The organism is Spirillospora sp. CA-108201 (assembly GCF_050936235.1).
In the GTDB taxonomy this organism is placed as follows: domain Bacteria; phylum Actinomycetota; class Actinomycetes; order Streptosporangiales; family Streptosporangiaceae; genus Spirillospora.
This window is the reverse complement of the sequence record NZ_JBNJNE010000001.1, coordinates 9203521-9223852: the sequence shown is the minus strand read 5'-3', so window position 1 is coordinate 9223852 and position 20332 is coordinate 9203521. Positions and strand designations below refer to the sequence as shown.

General features: G+C 74.8%; 21 protein-coding genes. 9 read left to right on the top strand and 12 right to left on the bottom strand.

Annotated features, from left to right (window positions below):
- Positions 1-27 precede the first annotated feature (27 nt).
- Complete coding sequence (gene pdxR / locus ACQEU6_RS44110; protein WP_499339757.1) at positions 28-1470, top strand: MocR-like pyridoxine biosynthesis transcription factor PdxR; 1443 nt, start codon at positions 28-30, stop codon at positions 1468-1470.
- On the opposite strand, the gene ACQEU6_RS44105 is transcribed toward pdxR, so the two are convergent.
- Both ACQEU6_RS44105 and ACQEU6_RS44100 read right to left on the bottom strand, forming a co-directional pair.
- Positions 1439-1597 (bottom strand): MFS transporter small subunit, encoded by a 159-nt coding sequence (locus ACQEU6_RS44105; protein ID WP_499339756.1) that lies wholly within the window; start codon positions 1595-1597, stop codon positions 1439-1441. The genes pdxR and ACQEU6_RS44105 overlap by 32 nt on opposite strands.
- A gap of 22 nt (positions 1598-1619) precedes the next feature.
- The gene (locus ACQEU6_RS44100; RefSeq protein WP_499339755.1) at positions 1620-2993 is read right to left on the bottom strand and encodes an OFA family MFS transporter; all 1374 of its coding nucleotides are present in this window, start codon (positions 2991-2993) and stop codon (positions 1620-1622) included.
- Positions 2994-3637: 644 nt separating this feature from the next.
- Between ACQEU6_RS44100 and ACQEU6_RS44095 the strand changes: the two genes are divergently transcribed.
- On the top strand, positions 3638-4228 hold the full coding sequence (locus ACQEU6_RS44095) for a TetR/AcrR family transcriptional regulator (RefSeq protein ID WP_499339754.1): 591 nt from the start codon (positions 3638-3640) through the stop codon (positions 4226-4228).
- A gap of 7 nt (positions 4229-4235) precedes the next feature.
- Here ACQEU6_RS44095 and paaE read toward each other — a convergent pair whose 3' ends face one another.
- The 6 genes from paaE to ACQEU6_RS44065 all read right to left on the bottom strand — a co-directional run bounded on the left by paaE (position 4236) and on the right by ACQEU6_RS44065 (position 8619).
- Positions 4236-5294: a 1,2-phenylacetyl-CoA epoxidase subunit PaaE gene (gene paaE, locus ACQEU6_RS44090; RefSeq protein ID WP_499339753.1), complete on the bottom strand. Its 1059-nt coding sequence runs from the start codon at positions 5292-5294 to the stop codon at positions 4236-4238.
- 2 nt (positions 5295-5296) lie between these two features.
- The gene (paaD, locus tag ACQEU6_RS44085) at positions 5297-5800 is read right to left on the bottom strand and encodes a 1,2-phenylacetyl-CoA epoxidase subunit PaaD (protein ID WP_499339752.1); all 504 of its coding nucleotides are present in this window, start codon (positions 5798-5800) and stop codon (positions 5297-5299) included.
- Positions 5794-6711 (bottom strand): 1,2-phenylacetyl-CoA epoxidase subunit PaaC, encoded by a 918-nt coding sequence (paaC, locus tag ACQEU6_RS44080; RefSeq protein ID WP_499339751.1) that lies wholly within the window; start codon positions 6709-6711, stop codon positions 5794-5796. Before paaC ends, paaD begins: the two co-directional genes overlap by 7 nt.
- 8 nt (positions 6712-6719) lie before the next feature.
- The gene (gene paaB, locus ACQEU6_RS44075) at positions 6720-7001 is read right to left on the bottom strand and encodes a 1,2-phenylacetyl-CoA epoxidase subunit PaaB (protein WP_089315753.1); all 282 of its coding nucleotides are present in this window, start codon (positions 6999-7001) and stop codon (positions 6720-6722) included.
- Complete coding sequence (paaA, locus tag ACQEU6_RS44070) at positions 6998-7978, bottom strand: 1,2-phenylacetyl-CoA epoxidase subunit PaaA (protein WP_499339750.1); 981 nt, start codon at positions 7976-7978, stop codon at positions 6998-7000. Before paaA ends, paaB begins: the two co-directional genes overlap by 4 nt.
- A gap of 131 nt (positions 7979-8109) precedes the next feature.
- The gene (locus tag ACQEU6_RS44065; protein ID WP_499339749.1) at positions 8110-8619 is read right to left on the bottom strand and encodes an Lrp/AsnC family transcriptional regulator; all 510 of its coding nucleotides are present in this window, start codon (positions 8617-8619) and stop codon (positions 8110-8112) included.
- A 120-nt stretch (positions 8620-8739) separates the two neighbouring features.
- Between ACQEU6_RS44065 and pdhA the strand changes: the two genes are divergently transcribed.
- From pdhA to ACQEU6_RS44050, 3 genes are read left to right on the top strand one after another with little or no spacing between them, the layout of a single operon-like run.
- Positions 8740-9846, top strand: a complete 1107-nt coding sequence (gene pdhA / locus ACQEU6_RS44060) for a pyruvate dehydrogenase (acetyl-transferring) E1 component subunit alpha (RefSeq protein WP_499339748.1) — start codon at positions 8740-8742, stop codon at positions 9844-9846.
- A gap of 1 nt (position 9847) precedes the next feature.
- Positions 9848-10864, top strand: a complete 1017-nt coding sequence (locus ACQEU6_RS44055; RefSeq protein WP_499339747.1) for an alpha-ketoacid dehydrogenase subunit beta — start codon at positions 9848-9850, stop codon at positions 10862-10864.
- Entirely contained in the window at positions 10861-12213 is a 1353-nt protein-coding gene (locus ACQEU6_RS44050; RefSeq protein WP_499339746.1) for a dihydrolipoamide acetyltransferase family protein, read from the top strand. Before ACQEU6_RS44055 ends, ACQEU6_RS44050 begins: the two co-directional genes overlap by 4 nt.
- Before the next feature lie 78 nt (positions 12214-12291).
- On the opposite strand, the gene ACQEU6_RS44045 is transcribed toward ACQEU6_RS44050, so the two are convergent.
- On the bottom strand, positions 12292-13299 hold the full coding sequence (locus ACQEU6_RS44045; protein ID WP_499339745.1) for an SMP-30/gluconolactonase/LRE family protein: 1008 nt from the start codon (positions 13297-13299) through the stop codon (positions 12292-12294).
- Between the two features lie 103 nt (positions 13300-13402).
- Here ACQEU6_RS44045 and ACQEU6_RS44040 point away from each other — a divergent pair, with 103 nt between their 5' ends.
- Positions 13403-13855, top strand: a complete 453-nt coding sequence (locus ACQEU6_RS44040; protein WP_499339744.1) for a MarR family winged helix-turn-helix transcriptional regulator — start codon at positions 13403-13405, stop codon at positions 13853-13855.
- 47 nt (positions 13856-13902) lie between these two features.
- Positions 13903-14271: a PH domain-containing protein gene (locus ACQEU6_RS44035; RefSeq protein WP_499339743.1), complete on the top strand. Its 369-nt coding sequence runs from the start codon at positions 13903-13905 to the stop codon at positions 14269-14271.
- An 8-nt stretch (positions 14272-14279) separates the two neighbouring features.
- Here the strand turns inward: ACQEU6_RS44035 and ACQEU6_RS44030 are convergent, their stop codons facing one another.
- Positions 14280-17303, bottom strand: coding sequence for an AAA family ATPase (locus ACQEU6_RS44030; protein WP_499339742.1), 3024 nt, complete (start codon positions 17301-17303; stop codon positions 14280-14282).
- Positions 17300-18427: an exonuclease SbcCD subunit D gene (locus ACQEU6_RS44025; RefSeq protein ID WP_499339741.1), complete on the bottom strand. Its 1128-nt coding sequence runs from the start codon at positions 18425-18427 to the stop codon at positions 17300-17302. Before ACQEU6_RS44025 ends, ACQEU6_RS44030 begins: the two co-directional genes overlap by 4 nt.
- A 116-nt stretch (positions 18428-18543) precedes the next feature.
- Between ACQEU6_RS44025 and ACQEU6_RS44020 the strand changes: the two genes are divergently transcribed.
- Both ACQEU6_RS44020 and ACQEU6_RS44015 read left to right on the top strand, forming a co-directional pair.
- A complete protein-coding gene (locus tag ACQEU6_RS44020) occupies positions 18544-19230 on the top strand; it encodes a RibD family protein (protein ID WP_499339740.1) in 687 nt (228 codons plus the stop codon).
- Positions 19223-19651: a cytidine/deoxycytidylate deaminase family protein gene (locus ACQEU6_RS44015; protein WP_499339739.1), complete on the top strand. Its 429-nt coding sequence runs from the start codon at positions 19223-19225 to the stop codon at positions 19649-19651. The genes ACQEU6_RS44020 and ACQEU6_RS44015 overlap by 8 nt, the downstream gene beginning before the upstream one ends.
- Here the strand turns inward: ACQEU6_RS44015 and ACQEU6_RS44010 are convergent.
- Positions 19648-20244 (bottom strand): mycothiol-dependent nitroreductase Rv2466c family protein, encoded by a 597-nt coding sequence (locus ACQEU6_RS44010; protein ID WP_499339738.1) that lies wholly within the window; start codon positions 20242-20244, stop codon positions 19648-19650. The two genes, ACQEU6_RS44015 and ACQEU6_RS44010, sit on opposite strands and share 4 nt — an antisense overlap.
- Positions 20245-20332: the final 88 nt, after the last annotated feature.

The following is a 20332-nucleotide window of genomic DNA, read 5'->3' as shown; positions in this document are numbered from 1 at the left end:
AGAAGACCGGCGGTAGGGTGCAATCTCGTGACGGAAAACTGGGTCAATCTGGCGGAGCGGATCGGAGCCGACCTCCACCTGGACCTGCCGGGCGGCGGCGGGCGGCGAGCCGCCCTCACGCGCGCGCTGCGCACGGCGGTCCGCTCCGGGCGGCTGGCCCCCGGAACCCGGCTGCCGCCCTACCGTTCGCTGGCAGCCGACCTCGGTCTGGCCCGCAACACCGTCGCCGACGCCTACGCCGAACTCGTCGCCGAGGGATGGCTGACCGCCCGCCAGGGCTCCGGGACGCGGGTGGCGCTCAGCGCGCGGCCCCCGGCGCACCCCAAGGCGCGGCCCGGCGCGGACCGTCCGCCCGAACCGGCGCACGACCTGCGCCAAGGCCAGCCGGACGCCGCGTCCTTCCCGCGCGCCGCCTGGCTGGCGTCGGCGCGCCGGGCGGTCGCCGCGGCGCCGAACGAGGCGTTCGGTCCCGGCGACCCGCGCGGGCGCCCCGAACTGCGCCGCGCGCTCGCCGCGTACCTGACCCGCACGCGCGGCGTGCGGACCGACGCCGACCACATCGTGGTCTGCTCCGGCTTCGCGCACGCCCTGCGGCTGCTGTTCGGCGGCGGGGTGCTGTCCGGCCCGCTGGCGGTCGAGGGGTACGGCCTGCCCTTCCACCGGGCCCTGCTGAAGCAGGCCGGCACGCGCACCCGTCCGCTCACCGTCGACGGCGACGGAGCCCGGATCGATGAACTCTCCAAAACCGAGCGCACCGTGCTTCTGACGCCCGCGCACCAGTTCCCCACGGGCGGTCCGCTGCATTCGCGCAGGCGGACGGCGGTCGCCGAGTGGGCCGCCACATCGGACGGGCTCATCATCGAAGACGACTACGACGGCGAATTCCGCTACGACCGCCAGCCGGTCGGTGCGGTGCAGGGACTGGCCCCTGACCGGGTCCTGTACATCGGGTCCGCCAGCAAGAGCCTGTCCCCCGCCGTCCGGCTCGGCTGGATGGTCCTGCCCGACCGCCTGGTAGACGGCGTCCTCAAGGCCAAGGGCGAGCGGGAAGCGTGGGCGGGCGTCCTCGACCAGCTGGCCCTGGCCGACTTCCTCGACTCCGGCTCCTACGACCGCCACGTCCGCCGCATGCGCCAGCGGTACCGCGACCGGCGCGACCGCTTCGTCGCCGCGCTCGCCGAGCACGCGCCCCACGTCCACACGACGGGGATCGCCGCCGGCCTGCACGCCGTCCTGCGCCTGCCGCCCGGCACCGAGTCCGCCGCCATGGAGGCCGCGGCCCGCGCGGGAGTGGCGGTCGACGCCCTGTCGGCGTTCCGCCACCCCGCCGCCCGCCTCCCGCCCGACGACGGCCTCGTGGTCGGCTACGCGACGCCCCCGGACCACGCCTTCGAGGCGGCGCTGCAAGCGCTCGTGCGAAGCCTCCGGCGGCCCGAGGTCACCCGCCGAAGAGGGGCAGGATCGCCCTGACCGTCTCCACCACGCCGTAGATCAGCGGGATGCCGACGACGGACCAGGAGACGACGAGGCGCGGCACGGTCCGGTCGGGGCCCGCGGATGCGCCCTCTTCGGGCGCGGGGTCCGATGCCTGCGGCATGGTCCTCCTCCTTCACTTCGAATCAGGTGGCGGGACGGGGCTCGGGTACGCGGGGTCCGGCCTCCGAAACGTGGTGCCGCTCCGCGACCGGGCGGATGAGCAGGTTCGCAGCGAAGCCGATCGCGAGGACCCCGACCATCGTGAACAGGGCGGGACGGTAGTCGGCGGCCACGAGCGCGCCCGGCTCGCCGCGGGCGTCCAGGAACCGGTTCACGATCAGCGGCCCGGCGACGCCCGCCGCCGACCAGGCGGTCAGCAGCCGGCCGTGGATCGCGCCGACCTGGTAGGTGCCGAACAGGTCGCGCAGGTAGGCCGGGACGGTCGCGAACCCGCCGCCGTAGAAGGAGATGATCAGCGAGGCGAGCGCGACGAAGAACGCCGTCGAGGCGTCCCCGAAGAGCGCGAGCAGGACGTAGGCGGCCATCCCGACGCCGAGGTACCCGACGTAGGTGGGCTTGCGGCCGATGTAGTCCGAGGTCGAGGACCAGACGAACCGCCCGGCCATGTTGAACATCGACAGCAGCCCGACGAACCCGGCCGCCTCGGTCGCCGACACCGAGGTCGAGCCGCCGGAGCGGAAGAAGTCGCCGATCATCGGGCCGGCCTGCTCCAGGATCCCGATCCCGGCGGTGACGTTGCAGAACAGCACCGTCCAGAGCAGCCAGAACTGCGGCGTCCTGATCGCGGACGCCGCCGAGACGCCGCGCGGCGCGGCGGCGCGCTCCGCCGCGGAGGCGGCCCCGGCGGGCCGCCATCCCGGCGGCGGGACCCGCACGGTGAACACGCCGAGCATCATCACCAGGAAGTAGGCGACGCCCAGCGTGACGAACAGCAGGGCGACCGCGCCCCCGGACGCGGGGTCGCCGTCCGGGTCGTACAGCGACAGCAGCCGGCGCGACAGCGGCGAGGCGACCAGCGCCCCGCCGCCGAAGCCCATGATCGCCATGCCGGTCGCCAGGCCAGGCCGGTCGGGGAACCACCGGATCAGGGTCGACACCGGCGAGATGTACCCGATGCCGAGACCGATGCCGCCGATGAAGCCGTACCCGAGGTAGACCAGCCAGAGCTGCCCGGCGGCGATGCCGAGCGCCCCGACCAGGAACCCCGCCGCCCAGAAGCAGGCCGCGGTGAACATCGCCCGCCGCGGCCCGACGCGGTCCACCCACGTCCCCATGACCGCCGCGGACGCGCCGAGCATCACGATCGCGATGGAGAACACGACGCCGACCGCGGTGAGACTGGCGTCGAAGTGCTTCACGAGGGCGGTCTTGTAGACGCTGGTGGCGTACGCCTGCCCGATGCAGAGATGCACGGCGAGCGCGGCGGGAGGGATCAGCCAGCGGTTGTAGCCCGGTTTCGCGACGGTGTGCCGCAGGTCGAGAAAGGAGAGCGCCACAGCGGGCCTCCGGTTCGGGAGCGTATCCGGACAGGTACAGCACCCCCGACACCGACGACCATAAACACAAACGTGCTACATGAAAACCCCTCTCCACCACCAACCCGTCAACCAACCCCCGACACCGACCCGGCGCCTCCCACCACGACCACCGGAACGAAGAGCAGAGCACGGCAACACCATCAGGCACCGCGACGGCGGCGAAGACCCTGCGAGAATCTGAACGCCCGAAGCGACCCCGCCCACCGCACCCCACCACCCCGACGACCTCAGCCGCCACACCAACCAAGCGACACCCTGAGGAACCGCGATCGCGTCCGAAGGCAGGTTCAAGCGAAGCAAGAACCCGATCGCGAAGCGAGCCGCAAGGCGAGCCGAAGCGATCCCAGCCACCGCCGCGGTGCCCGACGATGAAGGGCCGCCAGGCCCGAGGAAGAGGGCACTGCAATAACCACACCACCAACCTCAGCCACCGCCGCAACCCCGTGACAACCTCATGGTTGCGATCGCGTCCGAAGGCAGGTTCGAGCTTGCGAGAACCTGATCGCGAAGCGAGCCGCCAGGCGAGTCGAAGCGATGCCAGCGATCGCCAGCTTTATCGACGATGGAGGGCCGCCAAGGCCCGAAGGAGGAGAAAAAGCAATATGAAGAGAGGCCGGCCTGGGTATGACCAGGGGACGGTTCTGCGGCGGGCCATCGAGCTCTTCAATCGGAAGGGCTACGAGGGGACCAGTATGGGGGACCTCGCGGAGGAGCTCGGGTTCAGCAAGTCGGCTATCTATCATCATGTGCCGGGCAAGTCGCATCTGCTCGCGTTGGCTCTCGATGAGGCGCTCGACGAGTTGACGGCGGTGATCCGCGAGGCGCAGGACGGGGCGGGCGGCAGCGCTTACGAGCGGTTGCGGTCGGTGGTGCGGGAGAGCGTGCGGGTGCTGGTGGCCCATCAGCCGGCGGTGACGCTGCTGCTGCGGGTGCGCGGCAACAGCGAGGTGGAGCTGGCGGCGCTCCGGCGGCGGCGGTGGATCGACGCGCAGCTGGCGGAGCTGGTGCGGGCGGCGGCCGCGGAGGGGGCGGTGCGCGGTGACGTGCCGCCGGAGCTGGTGAGCCGGCTCCTGTTCGGCATGGTGAACTCGCTGGTGGAGTGGTACCGGCCGGGGGGCGAGGTGAGCGCGGACGCCCTCTCGGACGCCGTCACCGCCATCGCGTTCGAGGGTTTGGCGGCGCCGCCGTCGTGAGCGGGGCTCAGGCGTCGAAGTCGACGGTGACGGTGGCGCTGACCGGGTGGGACTGGCAGGTGAGCACGAACCCGGCGGCGACCTCGGCGGGTTCGAGGGCGTAGTTGCGGACCATGTCGACCTCGCCCTCGGTGACGCGGGCGCGGCAGGTGCCGCAGACGCCGCCCTTGCAGGCGAACGGGAGGTCGGCGCGGGTGGCCTGGGCGGCGTCGAGGACGCGCTGGTCGCGGGGCATGGGCGAGGTGCTCGACCGGCCGTCCAGCACGACGGTGACCTCGCTGGTCTCGCCGGTGGCGGCGGGGCCGTCGCGCCGCACCTCGGGGGGCGGCTCGTCGACGTAGAACAGCTCGACGTGCACCTTCTCGCGCGGGACGCCGAGTTCGGCGAGGACGTCGCGGGCGCCGGTGACCATGGGCAGCGGGCCGCACAGCCAGACGTGGTCGACGTCGTCGACGGGCGTCACGGCGCTCAGCAGGCGGCGCAGGCGGCCGGCGTCGAGGCGGCCGGAGAACAGTTCGACGTCGCGGGGCTCGCGGCTCAGCACGTGGACGAGCTGGAACCGGGGGCCGTAGCGGTCCTTGAGGTCGCCGAGCTCTTCGGCGAACATCACGGTCCCGCTCGTGCGGTTGCCGTAGAGGAGCCGCACCTCGGTGCCCGGGTTGGCGAGCACCGTCGCGGCGATGGAGATCATGGGGGTGATGCCGGAGCCCGCCGCGATCAGCAGGTGACGTCCGGGCTCGGCGGGGTCGGCCCGCAGGCTGCCGGACGGGACCTGGACGTCGATCTCGGTGCCGGGGCGGACGTCCCGCACGAGCCAGGAGGAGAAGAGGCCCTCGGGGATCTCGCGGACGCCGATCCGGGGCCGGGCGCCCGCCGGCGCGCAGATCGAGTAGGAGCGGCGGTGCTCCCGCCCGTCGACCATCCGGCGCAGCGTGAGGCTCTGGCCTGCGGCGAAGGCGTAGTCGGCGGCGAGTTCGGGCGGGACGTCGAACGTCACCGCCGCCGAGTCGTCGGTCAGCCGGTCGACGGCGGCGACCTTCAGTGGGTGGAACGTCGCAGGCGCCACCGCTAGATCTCCTTCACGTGCTCGAACGGCTCCAGGCAGCCGGTGCAGCGGTACAGGGCCTTGCAGGAGGTGGAGCCGAACTCCGAGGTCAGTTCGACGGACGCCGAGCCGCAGCGGGGGCAGCGCAGCCTCCGGCGGGTCGGCGCGAGGGTGAGCGCGACGGGTCCGGACGGCGCCGGCGCCGGGCCGGGCGGCGAGATCCCGGCGGCGGCGAGGGCGGCCCGGCCCCGCTCGGTGATCCAGTCGCTCGACCAGGGCGGGGACAGCTCGATCTCGACGCGCACGTCGGCGTAGCCGGCGTCGGTGAGCCGGTGGACGAGGTCGTCGCGCATCGTGGCGAGGGCGGGGCAGCCCGAGTACGTCGGGGTGATCGCCACGGTGACGGCGGCGCCGTGCTCCTCGACGCGGCGCAGGACGCCGAGGTCCTCCAGGGTCAGCATCGGCATCTCCGGGTCCCGGACGGACGCGGCGACGGCGCGGGCGGTCGCGGGCACGGCGGTCACCACCGTCCCAGCGGGTGGGCGCGGGCGACGACCTGCATCTCGGCCAGCATCCGGCTCAGCGCCTCGGTGTGGACGCCGTCGCGTCCGGCGCGCCCGCCGGGCAGCCCGGTCTGCGGGACGTCGGGCGGCTCGACGCCGCTCGCGGTGAAGACCTGCGCGAGGACGGCGCCGGCGGCGTCGGCGGTGGCGGCGGGGTCCACGGCCACGCCCGCCTCGGCGAGCGCCCGCTCCACCGGGTGGGTGCGGAACAGTTCGTCGTGGTGGCGCCACACGTCGTCGAGCCCGGCGAGGACGCGGCGGCGCGACTCCTCGGTGCCCTGGGCGAGGGTGAGGAACCAGCGTCCGGCGAAGTCGCGGTGGTAGGCCAGTTCCTTGACGCCCTTGGCCGCGACGGCGGCGAGGACGGCGTCGCGGCTGCCGGTGAGCCGGTCGAACAGCGCCAGCCGGGCGGTCGCGAAGACCAGGACGCGGGCCATGGTGTGCGCGAAGTCGCCGTTCGGCAGTTCGGCGAGGCGCACGTTGCGGTAGGCGTCCGCGTCCCGGAAGAACGCCAGCGCGTCCTCGGGCGGGACCGGCGAGCCCTCCGGCAGCGGCGGGACGACCGAGGGGTCGGCGGTGGCCGCGCGGGCGAGCAGCAGCCGCGCCTGGCCGAGGAGGTCCAGCGCGGTGTTGGCGAGGGCGATGTCCTCTTCGAGGTCGGGCGCGTTGCTGCACCACTCGGAGAGCCGGTGCGAAAGGACGAGGGCGTCGTCGGCGAGCATCAGGCAGTACGTCGCGAGCGCGTGCGGGTCGACGCCGTCCGGGACGGTCGTGTCGACGCCCGCCAGCGGGTCCTCGAAGTCGGTCCCGAACGCCCACTGGGAGCTGTCGCCGTCGAGGAGCCCGTCGTACACCGAGCCGTGCTGACTTTCCATGGCGGCCTTCACATGTGGGGGACGTTCTCGGGGATCTCGTAGAACGTCGGGTGCCGGTAGACCTTGTCGCCGCTGGGGGCGAACAGCGGGTCCTTCTCGTCCGGGCTGGACGCGGTGATGGCGTCCGACCGCACGACCCAGATGCTGACGCCCTCGTTGCGGCGCGTGTACACGTCGCGCGCGTGCCGGACGGCCATCTCGTCGTCGGGGGCGTGCAGCGACCCGACGTGGACGTGGTTGAGGCCGCGCTTGCCGCGCACGAACACCTCGTAGAGCGGCCATTCGCTCATGCCTCGGCTCCTTCCTCGTGCCCGGCCCCGGCGCGGTCCGCCTGCCTGCGGGCGAAGGCGGTCGCGGCGTCGCGGACCCAGGCGCCGTCCTCGTGGGCGCGGCGGCGGTGCGCCAGCCGCTGGGCGTTGCAGGGCCCCCCGCCCTTGATGACGGCGGTGAGCTCCGACCAGTCCGGCTCGCCGAAGTCGTGGGCCTGGCGCTCCTCGTTCCAGCGCAGGTCCGGGTCCGGGAGCGTGACGCCGAGGGCCTCGGCCTGCGGGACGGTCATGTCGACGAAGCGCTGGCGCAGCTCGTCGTTGCCGTTGCGTTTGATGCCCCACGCCATGGACCGCTCGGAGTTCGGCGAGTTCGCGTCGGGCGGGCCGAACATCATCAGGGACGGCCACCAGAACCGGTCCACCGACTCCTGCACCATCCGGCGCTGCTCGGCGGTGCCGCGCATCATCGTCATCAGCAGCTCGTAGCCCTGCCGCTGGTGGAAGGACTCCTCCTTGCAGATGCGGATCATCGCGCGGCCGTAGGGGCCGTAGGACGTCCGGCACAGCGGGACCTGGTTGCAGATCGCCGCGCCGTCCACCAGCCATCCGATCGTGCCGACGTCGGCGTAGGAGAGCGTGGGGTAGTTGAAGATCGAGGAGTACTTCTGCCGGCCGGTGAGGAGCATCTCGGTCAGCTCGGCGCGGGACACGCCCAGGGTCTCGCACGCCGAGTACAGGTACAGCCCGTGCCCGGCCTCGTCCTGGACCTTGGCCAGCAGGATCGCCTTGCGGCGCAGCGAGGGGGCGCGGGTGATCCAGTTGCCCTCCGGCTGCATCCCGATGATCTCGGAGTGGGCGTGCTGGGCGATCTGCCGGACCAGCGTCCGGCGGTAGGCGTCGGGCATCCAGTCGCGCGGCTCGATCCGGTCGTGGCGCGCGATCGTCGCCTCGAACTGCTCGGCGGGCGCCTGCTGGGGCGCGGCCTGCGGCGTCGTCATGGGCTCCTCCGCTGGGGACCCGGCTGGACTCGGCCTATTTACTGACCGAGCGGTCTGTATTCAGGGTGACACAGGACCGCGCGAGCGTGCAAGAAGGGCGGAACGCCCTGCTCGGGGCACGACCGGGGGCCTCAGTCGTCCCAGGTCTCCCACTGCGCTCCCCTGCCCCGCGCCTCGTCGAACACCAGCCAGGTGCGGGTCGCGCGAACGCCCGGGATGTCCTGGATGCGCTCCAGCACCACGTGCCGGAGCGCCTCGTTGTCGGGGGCCCGGACCAGGGCCAGGACGTCGTAGTCGCCGCCGACCATCGCGAAGTGCTCGACGTAGGGGGTGTCCTGGAGCCGGGCGGAGACCGAGCGCCAGGAGTTCTGCTCGATCGTGACCGAGACGTAGGCGCTGGTGCCGAGGCCGGCCCGGTGCGGGGCGAGCTCGGCGGTGAAGCCGGTGATGACGCCCTCGTCCAGCAGGCGGGTCAGCCTCGCGTAGGCGTTGGCGCGCGAGACGTGCACGCGCTCGGCCAGCGCCCGCACCGACAGCCGGCCGTCGCGCAGCAGCTCGGCGATGATCGCGTGGTCCACGGCGTCCAGCCGGGGGGCCGAACGTCCGGGCCGGACGCCCTCGCCGCCCAGGTCGGATGACATTTGGCGCCCCCTGAGTCACTGAACGAGCCATTTGTCGCTCATTGTGCCCGATGTCTTGAGCAGATCGTCGTCCGAGCGGACGATCGAACCGACAACCGTCCACGGGAAGGGAGCGGCGCCATGTCCGTGCGGACACCTCACCAGGGGATCGAGGGCCTCCTCCCCTCCTCCGTCCCGGTGCGCTTCGTCGCCGAGGACGGGACGGACGCCGGGACGCCGGCCGGGTACCGCGCCCCGGAGGACGCGGCGCTGGTCGAGGCCTACCGCCGGATGGTGCTCGGCCGCCGGTTCGACCGGCAGGCCACCGCGCTGACCAAGCAGGGCCGGCTGGCGGTCTACCCGTCCAGCCGCGGGCAGGAGGCCTGCCAGATCGCCGGGGTGCTCGCGCTGCGCGAGGACGACTGGCTGTTCCCCACCTACCGCGACTCGGTGGCGCTGGTCGCCCGCGGCATGGACCCCGTCGAGGTGCTCACGCTGCTGCGCGGGGGCTGGCACTGCGGCTACGACCCGGCGGCGACGCGCGTCGCGCCCCAGTGCACCCCGCTGGCCACCCAGACGATCCACGCCGTGGGCATGGCCGACGCCCTGCGCCGCAAGGGCGAGGACGGCGTGGTGATGGCGTTCGTCGGCGACGGCGGGACCAGCGAGGGCGACTTCCACGAGGCGCTCAACTACGCCGGGGTCCTGCGGGCGCCCGTGGTCTTCTTCGTCCAGAACAACAAGTACGCGATCTCGGTGCCGCTGGCCAAGCAGACCGCCGCGCCGGCGCTGGCCTACAAGGGGATCGGCTACGGCGTCCGGTCCGAGCAGGTGGACGGCAACGACCTCGTCGCGGTGCTGTCGGTGCTGTCGGCGGCCGTCGAGCACGCCCGCTCCGGCGGCGGCCCCTTCCTGGTCGAGGCGCACACCTACCGCATGGACTCCCACACCAACGCCGACGACGCCTCCCGGTACCGCGAGGACGAGGAGGTCGCGCGCTGGGAGGCGGCCGACCCCCTCGCGCGGCTGGAGACCCACCTGCGCGGGCGGGGCCTGCTCTCGGAGGAGGACGTCGCGTCGGCGCGGGAGGCCGCCGAGGAGTACGCGGCGCGCCTGCGCGACCGGATGGCCGCCGACCCGGAGGCCGACCCGTTCGAGCTGTTCGACCACGTCTTCGCCGAACCCACGCCCCAGCTGCGCGAGCAGCGCGCCCTGCTGGCGTCCGAGATGCTCCCCGGGGAGGACTGACATGGCCGCGACGACGATGGCGCAGGCGCTGAACGCCGCGCTGCGGGACGCGCTCGCCGAGGACGAGCGGGTGCTGGTCTTCGGTGAGGACGTGGGGCCGCTCGGCGGGGTCTTCCGCATCACCGACGGGCTGACCCGCGACTTCGGCGAGGACCGCTGCTTCGACACCCCGCTGGCCGAGGCGGGGATCGTCGGCCTGGCCGTCGGCATGGCGATGGGCGGCTTCCGCCCCGTGGTGGAGATGCAGTTCGACGCCTTCGCCTACCCGGCCTTCGAGCAGATCGCCTCGCACGTGGCGAAGTTCCGCAACCGCACCCGCGGCCGCCTGTCGCTGCCGATGGTGATCCGCATCCCCTACGCGGGGGGCATCGGCGGCGTCGAGCACCACTGCGACTCCAGCGAGGCCTACTACGCCCACACGCCGGGACTGAAGGTCGTCACGCCCGCCACCGCCGACGACGCGTACTGGCTGCTGCGCGACGCCGTCACCGACCCGGACCCGGTCGTCTTCATGGAGCCCAAGCGGCTGTACTGGGCCAAGGGCGACATCAGCCCCGAGAACCGGCGTGCCGCCGGGTTCGGGCGGGCCGTGGTGCGCCGCGAGGGGCGGGACGCGACGCTGGTCGCCTACGGGCCGAGCGTCCCGGTGGCGCTGGAGGCCGCCGAGGCCGCCGCGCGGGAGGGACGCGACCTGGAGGTGGTGGACCTGCGCACCGTCGTCCCGTTCGACGACGGGACCGTCGCCGCCTCGGTGCGCAAGACGGGCCGCTGCGTGGTCGTCCAGGAGGCCCAGGGCTTCGCGGGCGTCGGCGCGGAGATCGCGGCCCGGGTGCAGGAGCGCTGCTTCCACTCGCTGGCCGCGCCGGTGCTGCGCGTCTCCGGGTTCGACATCCCCTACCCGCCGCCGAAGCTGGAGCACGCGCACCTGCCGGACGCCGACCGCGTCCTGGACGCCGTCGACCGGCTCCAGTTCGACGACGCCCCCGACGTCCTGCACCTGGACAGGGAGGCGTCGTGACCGCCGCCACCCGGCAGGTGTTCCGCCTGCCCGACCTCGGCGAGGGCCTGACCGAGGCCGAGATCGTCGAATGGAAGGTCGCCGCGGGCGACACCGTCGAGGTCGACCAGGTCGTGGTGGAGGTCGAGACCGCCAAGGCGGCGGTGGAGGTGCCCGTCCCCTACGCGGGGACCGTGCTGAGGCTGCACGCGGAGGCGGGCGCGATCCTCGCGGTCGGCGAGCCGCTCATCGAGGTCGGCCCCGCCGGCGACGCCGGGACGGGGCCCGCCCCGGCCGCCGACGCGCATCCGGACGCGGACCGCTACCGCGAGGAGGAGCGGGCCGGGTCCGGCAACGTCCTGATCGGCTACGGCACCGGGCACGGGCCGGGCCGGCGCGGACGGCGCCGCGCGGGCGGCCCGAAGGCCCCGGCGGCGGCGCCCGCTCCGGCGGGCCCGGCCGCGGTGGCTCCGGCTCCGGGGCCCCGCCGCGCGGACGCCCCCCGCGTGATCTCCCCGCTCGTCCGCAGGATCGCGCGCGAGCACGGCCTCGACCTCGCCGCCGTCGCCCCCACGGGGCCCCGCGGCGTGATCCTGCGCCGCGACGTCGAGCAGGCCGTCGCCACCGCCGAGACCACCGCCGAGACGGCTGCGGAGAGGCCGGCGCCCGCCCGTCCGATGCCCGAGCGGATCCCGCTGCGCGGGCTCCGCCGCGCGGTGGCCGACAAGCTCACCCGCAGCCGCAGCGAGATCCCGGACGCGACGACCTGGGTGGACGCCGACGCCACCGCCCTCGTCGGGGCCAGGGACGCGCTCCGGCGGACCCGCCCCGACCTCGGCGTCGGGCTGCTCGCCCTGCTGGCCCGCATCTGCGTGGCCGCCCTGCGGGAGTTCCCCGAGCTGAACTCCTCGGTCGACGCCGGCCGGCAGGAGATCGTCCGGTACGGGCACGTCAACCTCGGCTTCGCCGCGCAGACCGACCGCGGCCTCGTCGTGCCGGTCGTGCGGGACGCGCACCTGATGACGACCGCGCAGATCGCCGCCGAGCTGGCCCGGCTCACCGGCCTCGCGCGCGAGGGCGGGCTGCCGCCCGAGGCGCTGACGCGCGGCACGTTCACCCTCAACAACTACGGCGTGTTCGGCGTGGACGGCTCGACCCCGATCATCAACCACCCCGAGGCGGCGCTGCTCGGCGTCGGCCGGATCATCGACCGCCCCTGGGTCGTGGACGGCGCGGTCGTGCCGCGCAAGGTGACCCAGCTCTCGCTGACGTTCGACCACCGGGTCTGCGACGGCGGCGCGGCGGGCGGGTTCCTGCGGTTCGTGGCCGACTGCGTGGAGAACCCCGCCGTCCTGCTCACGAACCTGTGACGGCGGGCGGCGGACGCCGGAAGGCGGAGCCGCCCCCGGACCCGTGGCCGGCGGCGCAGGGCGGGCCGGGCGCGGGCGTCAGAGTCCCCGGACGGCGGCGACGGTGAAGGGGATCTCCGGGGTGCCGTCGCCGAGCGGGCCGCCCTTGTCGAACTGCGAGCGGACCACGTAGAGCGTCCCGTGGCGGCGGACGAGCGTCGTCGGAACCTGGAGGGACGGGTCCGCCAGCGTGCGCTCAAGGCGGGCCCGGGTCCCGTCGGGCGCGACACGCCAGCGGGTGAGGACGTTGTCGACGTTGTCGGCCGTCCAGAGGCGCCCGTCCTGGAGTTCGAGGCCGTCCGCGTTGTGCATGTCGCCGCCGCTGAGAGCGACCTTGCGGATCGCGCCGGTGGCGAGGTCCAGCCGGTAGAGGTCGCCGCCGAGCATGTCGTCGGTCAGCAGGAACCGCCCTGTGGGGTCGGCGACGATCCCGTTCAGGGTGAACTCGGCCGGCCTGTGCGGTTCGAGCACGCCGCTCAGGTCGAAACGGACGGTCAGCGTGCCGGTCCCGCCCCGCGCCGCTTCCAGATCGCGCGGCGTGACCTGGTAGACGACGGCGCGGGAGCTGTCCGTCAGGTAGACGCCGCCGTCGGGGGCGACGGCGAGGTCGTTGACGAACCGGGCGCCGTCGCCGGGGACGGCGAACCGCGCCAGCAGGGCGCGGCTCCGGGCGTCGTAGACCGCGACGCCGGACGAGGAGTCGATCACCCACAGCCGTCCGGCCGCGTCGGTCTTCAGGCCGTTGGCGGTGCGGCGGCCGTCGGCGCCCGCGGGCAGGAACACCTCGGCCGTGCGGTGCCCCGGACGCATGCGGTAGACGGTGCCGTCCTCGAAGGACCCGGCGTACATCGTGCCGGTGCGCGGGTCGGCGGCGATGCCCTCGGGGTACACGCGGTCGCCCGGCAGCACGTAGGCCGTGGAGATCCGCGGGGCGGCGGAGGCGCCGGCGGCGGGACCGGCGGCCGCGGACGCGGGCGACGCGGCGACGAGAGCGGCGACGGCGAGACCCGCCGCGGCCGCCGCGGTGGAGCGCTGGATGCGCGACATGACATCTCCGTTCGAGTTGCATCATTAGTACGCGCACTTACGATAGTTAGAACTCTAATGCTCGTCAACAGTCTTCCCTCCGGAGGGTCGCTACCATGCGGGAATGACCTCGTTGCCCGCCCACGAGCGGCTCGGCTCGCACCTCAAGCGCGCCGAGCAGGCGCTCAACGGCGCCAAGCAGGCGGCGCTGAAGCCGAGCGGGCTCACGGTCCCGCAGTACGCGGCCCTGCTGCACCTCGACGACAACCCGGGCATGTCGGCCGCCGCGCTGGCCCGCAAGTGCGCGGTCACCCCGCCGACGATGAACACCGTCCTGAAGAACCTCCAGGAGCGCGGGCTGATCGAGCGCACCCCGCACGAGTGGCACCGCAACATCCTGGAGACGCGGCTCACCGCCGAGGGCGCGGCGGTCCTGGAGAGCGCCGACGCCCGCGCGGTCAAGGTGGAGCGGGGGCTCGCCGCCGAGTTCACCGACGCCGAGCGGCGGACGCTGGTCGATCTGCTCGGCCGGTGCGTCGGCTTCCTGGAAGCCGCCCGGTCCGCGCCCGGCGGCTGAGACACTCCCTACGGAACGGGACGAACGCCGCGAACACCGGAGGAACCATGGGCGACGAGGTCCAGCACGACAGGTCGGGCCAGCTCAAGCAGATCGAGAGCGGGCTGCTGCCCGGCGAGCAGATCATCGCCGTCTACGACGCGGTCGGCGCCGGCACCGGGTTCATCGGGCTCACCGACCGCCGGGTGATCGTCCAGGACCGCAGCTTCGCCGGCAAGAAGTACGCGATCACCAGCGTGCCCTACTCCCGCATCACCTCGGTGAGCGTGGTCAGCAACAAGTCGTGGGCCGGGTCCTACTTCTCCACCGGCTCGATCGCGATCAACGTCGGCACGCACACCTACGAGGTCGAGTTCCGCGGCTCCGACAAGAGCCACCACGTGCACAACGTGATCCTGCAGTACATCTCCGGCTGAGGGCGCCGTCAGAGGACGACCGCGGCGGTGGAGCCCGCGCGGTCCTTGGTGACGCGGAGCTGGGCCGGGATGCGGGCGCGCAGCTCGGCGACGTGGCTGACGATGCCGACCGCCCGGCCGCCGTCGCGCAGGCCGTCCAGGACGTCCATGACCTCGTCGAGGGTCTCCTCGTCGAGGGTGCCGAACCCCTCGTCGACGAACAGGGTGCCGATCTCGGTGCCGCCCGCCTCGGCGGTGACGACGTCGGCGAGGCCGAGGGCCAGCGCCAGCGAGGTGATGAAGGACTCGCCGCCCGACAGGGTGACCGGGTCGCGCATGAGGCCCGTCCAGGAGTCGGCGACGCGCAGGCCGAGCCCCCCGGCCCCCCTGGCGCGGTCGCCCGCCGCCTTCTCGACGGTGTGCACGAGGGCGTAGCGGCCCCCGGACATGCGGTCCAGCCGCTCGTTCGCGGCGGCGACGACCTGGCGGAGGCGGGCGCCCAGCACGTACGCCGACAGCGACATGTCGTGCCGGTTCGCGACGTGCTTGCCCGAGGCGAGCCCCGCGAGGCGCTCGGCGACCTCGTGCCGCCCGGCGGCGGGGCGCCACGCGCCGACGGCGGCGGCGAGGTCCACGCGCAGCTCGGCGAGGCGCTCGCAGCGGTGCCGCGCGCGGTCGGCGGCGTTCGCGGCCCCGGTGTGCGCCGCGTCCGCCGCGTCCGCCGCCGCCTCCAGGGCGGGCAGGTCGGGCGCGGGCGCGGCGGCGGCCGCGACCAGGTCCGGGTCGCCGAGCAGGGCGCGGACCTCGGCCTCCTCGTCGTCGAGCCTGCGGATCCGGTCGCGCAGGACGCCCTGGTCCTCGTCCGGCAGCGCGGCTTCGAGGACCTCCTCCGGAGTCCGGAAGCCCTGCTCCTCGGCCTCCTGCGCGGCCTTCGCGCGGGCGGCGGCCAGCTCCTCGCCGGCGCGCCCGGACGCGCCGGCCGCCTCGACCGCCGCGGCGATCAGGTCGGCCTCGCCGGCGAGCCTGGCGATGCGGGCCTCCAGCGTCGGGTCGCCGCCGCGCGCCCCGTCCAGCTCGGCGGACAGGCGGGCCTGCTCGGCGGCCAGCTCCCGGTCGTGCGTGCGGTTCTCGGTGAGGGCGCGGCCCGTCTCCTCCTGCGCGCCGCGGACCCGGTCGAGCTCCTGCTCGTGCGCATGGAGCGCCGCCTCCAGCCGCTCGGCCTCCGCCGCGCGGGCCTCCGCGCCCGCCAGCTCCGCCTCCGCCTCGGCGAGCTCGGCGGCGAGAGCCTCCGCGCCCGCCTCCCCGGCGATCTCCAGCAGCTTGTCGCGCTCGGTGCGCAGCTCCCCGGCCGCCGTCCCGGCCCGCTCGCGGACGTCCTGGGCCCCGTCGGCCTCGGCCTGGGCCCGCTCCACCTGCTCCTCGGTCGGGATCAGCGCGAGCGAGGTGACCGGGGCCGGGTGCTCGGTGGAGCCGCAGACCCGGCAGGGCTCGCCGTCCGCCAGCTCCTCGGCGAGGACGGCGGCCATGCCGTCCAGGCGCGCCTGCCGCAGGTCGAGGACGGCCTGCCGGGCGTCCTGGGCCGCGTCGACCGCCGTCCGGTACGCGGCCTCCGCCCCGGCGAGCCGGTGCTCCACCTGGTCGCGGCGCCGCGCGGCGTCGAGGCGGCGCCCGGCGTCGCGGACCGCGGCCGCGGCGCCGGAGCGTCCGGCGGCGGCGATCCTGGCCTCGTCCAGCTCGGCGCGGCGCCCCTCCACGAGCGCGGGGAGATCGGCGAGCGCGGCGCGGACGCGCGCGTCCTCCGGCTCCAGCCGCAGCAGCTCCGCGGCCAGCGCCTCCCGCTCGCGGCCGACCTGCCGGAGCCGGGCGGCGGCGGCCCTGCGGCCCTCCAGCGCGGCGACCTCGTCGCGCCGGTCGCGCTCGGCCTTGGCGAGGACGTCCTGCGGCGCCTTCGGCGGCAGCAGCGCGGCGGCCCGGGACCGGGTCTCCTCGGCCCAGCGGCGGGCGCGGCTCGCCTCCCCGTACCGGGCCTGGACGTCCCTGACCAGGGGGACCACCCGGTCGGCGCGGGCGGCGGCGTCGAGCCGCGAGGCCAGCTCCGACTTCTCCCGCGCGCGCTCGGCCAGCGCGTCGCGCCGGGCGAGCGCCTCGGCGCGGCGGCGCCGCCGGTCGGCGAGCGCCCGCGCCTCCTCCAGGTCCTCGCGCGCCGCGCGCAGCGCCGACGCCGCGCCCGCGCGCAGCCCCTCGACGACGGCGCGGACGTCCTCCTGGCCGCCCGCCAGCTCGGCGGCCCACGCGGGCAGCGCCTCCACCTCGGCGAACGGCTCCACGGGCGGCTCCCCGCGGCGCGGCGGCGGGACGGCCGGGCGGGGCTCGCGCGGCGGCGCGGCGCCGGTCGTCTCGCAGATCCGGTCGGCGATCGAGACCGCCCGCGCCCCGAGGCCCGCGGCCTCCCGGCCGGTGGCGGCGCGGCGCTCGGCGAGCCACTTCTCGACCTGCGCGAACACCTCGGCGGCGAACAGCCGCTCCAGCACCTTGCGGCGCTCGTCGGCGCCGGCGCGCAGGAACCCGGCGAACTCCCCCTGCGGCAGCATCGCCACCTGGCAGAACTGGACGGCGGTCATGCCGAGCATCCGGGTCACGAGGTCGCCCGCCTCGTCCAGCCGGGTGGTGAGCCCCACCCAGCCGCCGTGCTCGAACTCCTCGACGACGACCTTGGCGTGCTCGGTCGTCGTCCCGGACCCGCGCAGCTTCGGCCGCTCCCAGGCGGGCGAGCGCGTGACGCGCAGGCGGCGGCCCCGGATGGTCGTCTCCAGCACGACGCGCGGCCCGGCGCCGGGCGGCGCGTGGTCGCTGCGCAGCCCCTTCACCGCGTTGCGGACGCCGGGCACCTGCCCGTAGAGCGCGAAGCACACGGCGTCGAGAATGCTCGTCTTGCCCGCGCCCGTCCGGCCCTGGATGAGGAACAGCCCGGCGTCCGACAGCGCGTCGAAGTCGATGGCCTCCGTCCCCGAGAAGGGGCCGAACGCCGCGATCTCCAGCCGGTGCAGCCTCACGCCATGGCCTCCTTCTGGCGGCAGGCCTCGAAGGCCTCGTGGAGCAGGGCGCGCTCGGCGCCGGTGGCGGGCCCGTCGGTGACCTCGGCGACGAAGTCGCCCGCGACGTCGGGGGCGGAGCGCTCGCGGACGCGCTCGGACCAGGTGCGGGCGTCCACCGCGCCGCCGCCCTCGGGTTCGAAGCCGAGCACGAGCGTGTGCGGGAACCGGCGGCGCAGCCGCTCCATCGCGGCGGACGGGCGGCGCGCGTCGGTCAGCGTGACCTGGAGCCAGCGGTCCTCGACCTCGTCGAAGGACGGATCGGAGAGCAGGTCGTCGATGCGGCCGCGGACCCGGGCCAGCCGCCGCGGGACGGGGGCCTCCGCGAACTCCGCCGCGACGCCGCCCGCGCGCAGGTCGATCAGCCACGAGCCCTTGACGTGCCTCTCCTCGGAGAAGGAGTAGGCCAGCGGCGAGCCCGAGTAGCGGACGCGGTCGCCGATGCGCCAGGCGCCGTGCAGGTGGCCGAGCGCCGCGTAGTCGACGCCGTCGAACACCGACGCCGACACCTGCGAGGAGCCGCCGACCGAGATGTCGCGCTCGCTCTCGCTGGACTCGCCGCCGGTGACGAACGCGTGCGCGAGCACGACCGAGAGCCGGTCGTGGCGCGCGGCGTCGTCGCGGACGCGGCGCATCGCCTCGGTGAGCGCGGCGGCGTGGCTGCGCTCGTCCAGCTCCCACGGGTGGCGGACGAGCTCGGGCTCCAGGTAGGGGATGCCGTAGATCGCGGCGTCGCCGACGACGACGGGCTCCCCCACGGTCGCGAAGTCGGTGCGGACGTGCACGCCGGCGGCGTCCATCAGCGCCGAACCGAACCCGAGGCGGCGCGCGGAGTCGTGGTTGCCGGCGATGAGCACGACCCGGGTGAGGGCGGCGAGCCGCTCCAGGGCCTCGTTGCACAGCCGGACGGCGTCGACGGCGGGCAGGGCCCGGTCGTAGACGTCACCGGAGACCAGCACGCACTCGACCCGCTCCGCCGCGACGGTCTCGACCAGGTGGTCGACGAACGCCGCCTGCGCGGCCAGCAGGTCCTCGCGGTGGAACGATCTGCCGAGATGCCAGTCGGAGGTGTGCAGGATTCGCATGTCGCAGCAACCATAGGCACCCCCTCCGACACATCCGGCGCAGAAACGCCGAGTCACCTCAAACGATCTGCGCGGGCGGTGCGATCAAGGACGCGGCGCTCCCGTAGGGTGGCGGCGTGAGCGAGCGTCCCTACGTGCTGCTGAGCTGCGCGATGTCCGCCGACGGCTACATCGACGACGCGACTCCGGAGCGGCTGCGGCTGTCCAGCGCGGCGGACTGGGACCGGGTCGACGCGGTGCGCGCCGGGTGCGACGCGATCCTCGTCGGCGCGGGCACCGTCCGGGCCGACGACCCGAGGCTGCTCGTGCGGTCGGCGGCGCGGCGGGAGCAGCGGGTCGCGCGCGGGCTGCCGCCCGACCTCACCAAGGTGACGCTGACCTGGAGCGGCGACCTGGACCCCGGCGCGCGGTTCTTCACCACGGGCGAGTCTCCGAAGCTCGTGTACGCCCCGGCCGGCACGGCGGGCGCCCTGGCGGACCGGCTGACCGGCCTCGCCGAGGTCGTCGACGCCGGCGACCCGCTCGCGCTGGACGCGGTGCTCCGCGACCTCGCGTCCCGGGGCGTCCGGCGCCTGATGGTCGAGGGCGGCGGCGGGATCCACACGCTGTTCCTCACCGCCGGCGCGGTGGACGAGCTCCAGCTCGTGGTCGCGCCGTTCTTCGTCGGCGACCCGTCCGCTCCGCGCTTCGTGCGGTCCGGGGTGTTCCCGCAGTCTCCGGAGCGGCCCATGCGGCTCCAGGAGGCCACCCGCATCGGCGACCTCGCCCTGCTGCGCTACCTGGTCGGAGGCGCGCGTGGATGACGTCGGCTGGCTGGCCCTGGCCTGCGACCTCGCGGCCCTGTGCCCGCCTTCGCGCACCGCGTTCTCGGTGGGCGCGGTCATCGTCGGGGCGGACGGGCGGGAGGTCGCGCGCGGCTTCTCCCGCGAGGACGACCCGCACGACCACGCCGAGGAGGCCGCGCTCGCCCGGGCCCGCGGCGACCTGGCCGGGGCGACCGTGTACAGCTCGCTCGAACCGTGCGGGCGCCGCGCGTCGCGTCCCCGCACGTGCGCGGAGCTGATCGTCGCCTCGGGCGCCCGCCGCGCCGTGTTCGCCTGGCGCGAGCCGGCCCTGTTCGTCGCGGGCACGGGCGCGGAGATCCTCGCGGCGGCGGGCGTCGAGGCGGTCGAGCTGCCCGAGCTCGCCGAGCGCGCCCGCCTCCCGAACGCCCACCTTCTCTAGGAGGGGTCGGGGGCGGCGTGGGGCGGCCCCTTGATCTCGTGGAATCCGGGCGTCCCGGCGACGAGCAGCGTCCCGTCCCACAGCCGCCCGGCCTCCTCGCCGCGCGGGATCCGGGACAGCACCGGGCCGAAGAACGCCCGGGCGCCGACCGCGACGACGGGCGTGCCGACGTGCGGGCCGACCCGCGCGAGCCCCTCGGCCGTCGAGGCGCGGACCGCGTCGTCGTACCGGTCGTCCAGGGCCGCGGCGGCGAGCTCCTCCGGCAGGCCGGCCTCGGCCAGCGCTCCGGGGATCGTGCGCCGCTCCATCTCCCCGCGCTCGTGGACGCGGGCGCCGAACGCGGTGTAGAAGCGGCCGAGCGCCTCCTGCCCGGCCTCGCCGGCGACGGCGGCGCAGACCCGGGCGGGCAGCCACAGGTAGCCCCCGGGGTCGTTCTCGGGGTCGTCGTCCCGGCCCTCGTTCAGCGCCGCCAGGCTCAGCAGGTGCCAGCGCGGCTCGACGGGCCGGACCCTCGCGGCCTCCACCAGCCACCGCGACGTGATCCACGTGTAGGGGCAGGAGGGGTCGAACCAGACGTCGGCGATCTCGGCCATGGCCCCCGTTCTATCAAATGAGACTGGAGTCTCATTCCTCTTGCCAACGCCCCGGGACGTCATGCGATGCTGTGCCCAAGCAAGCATT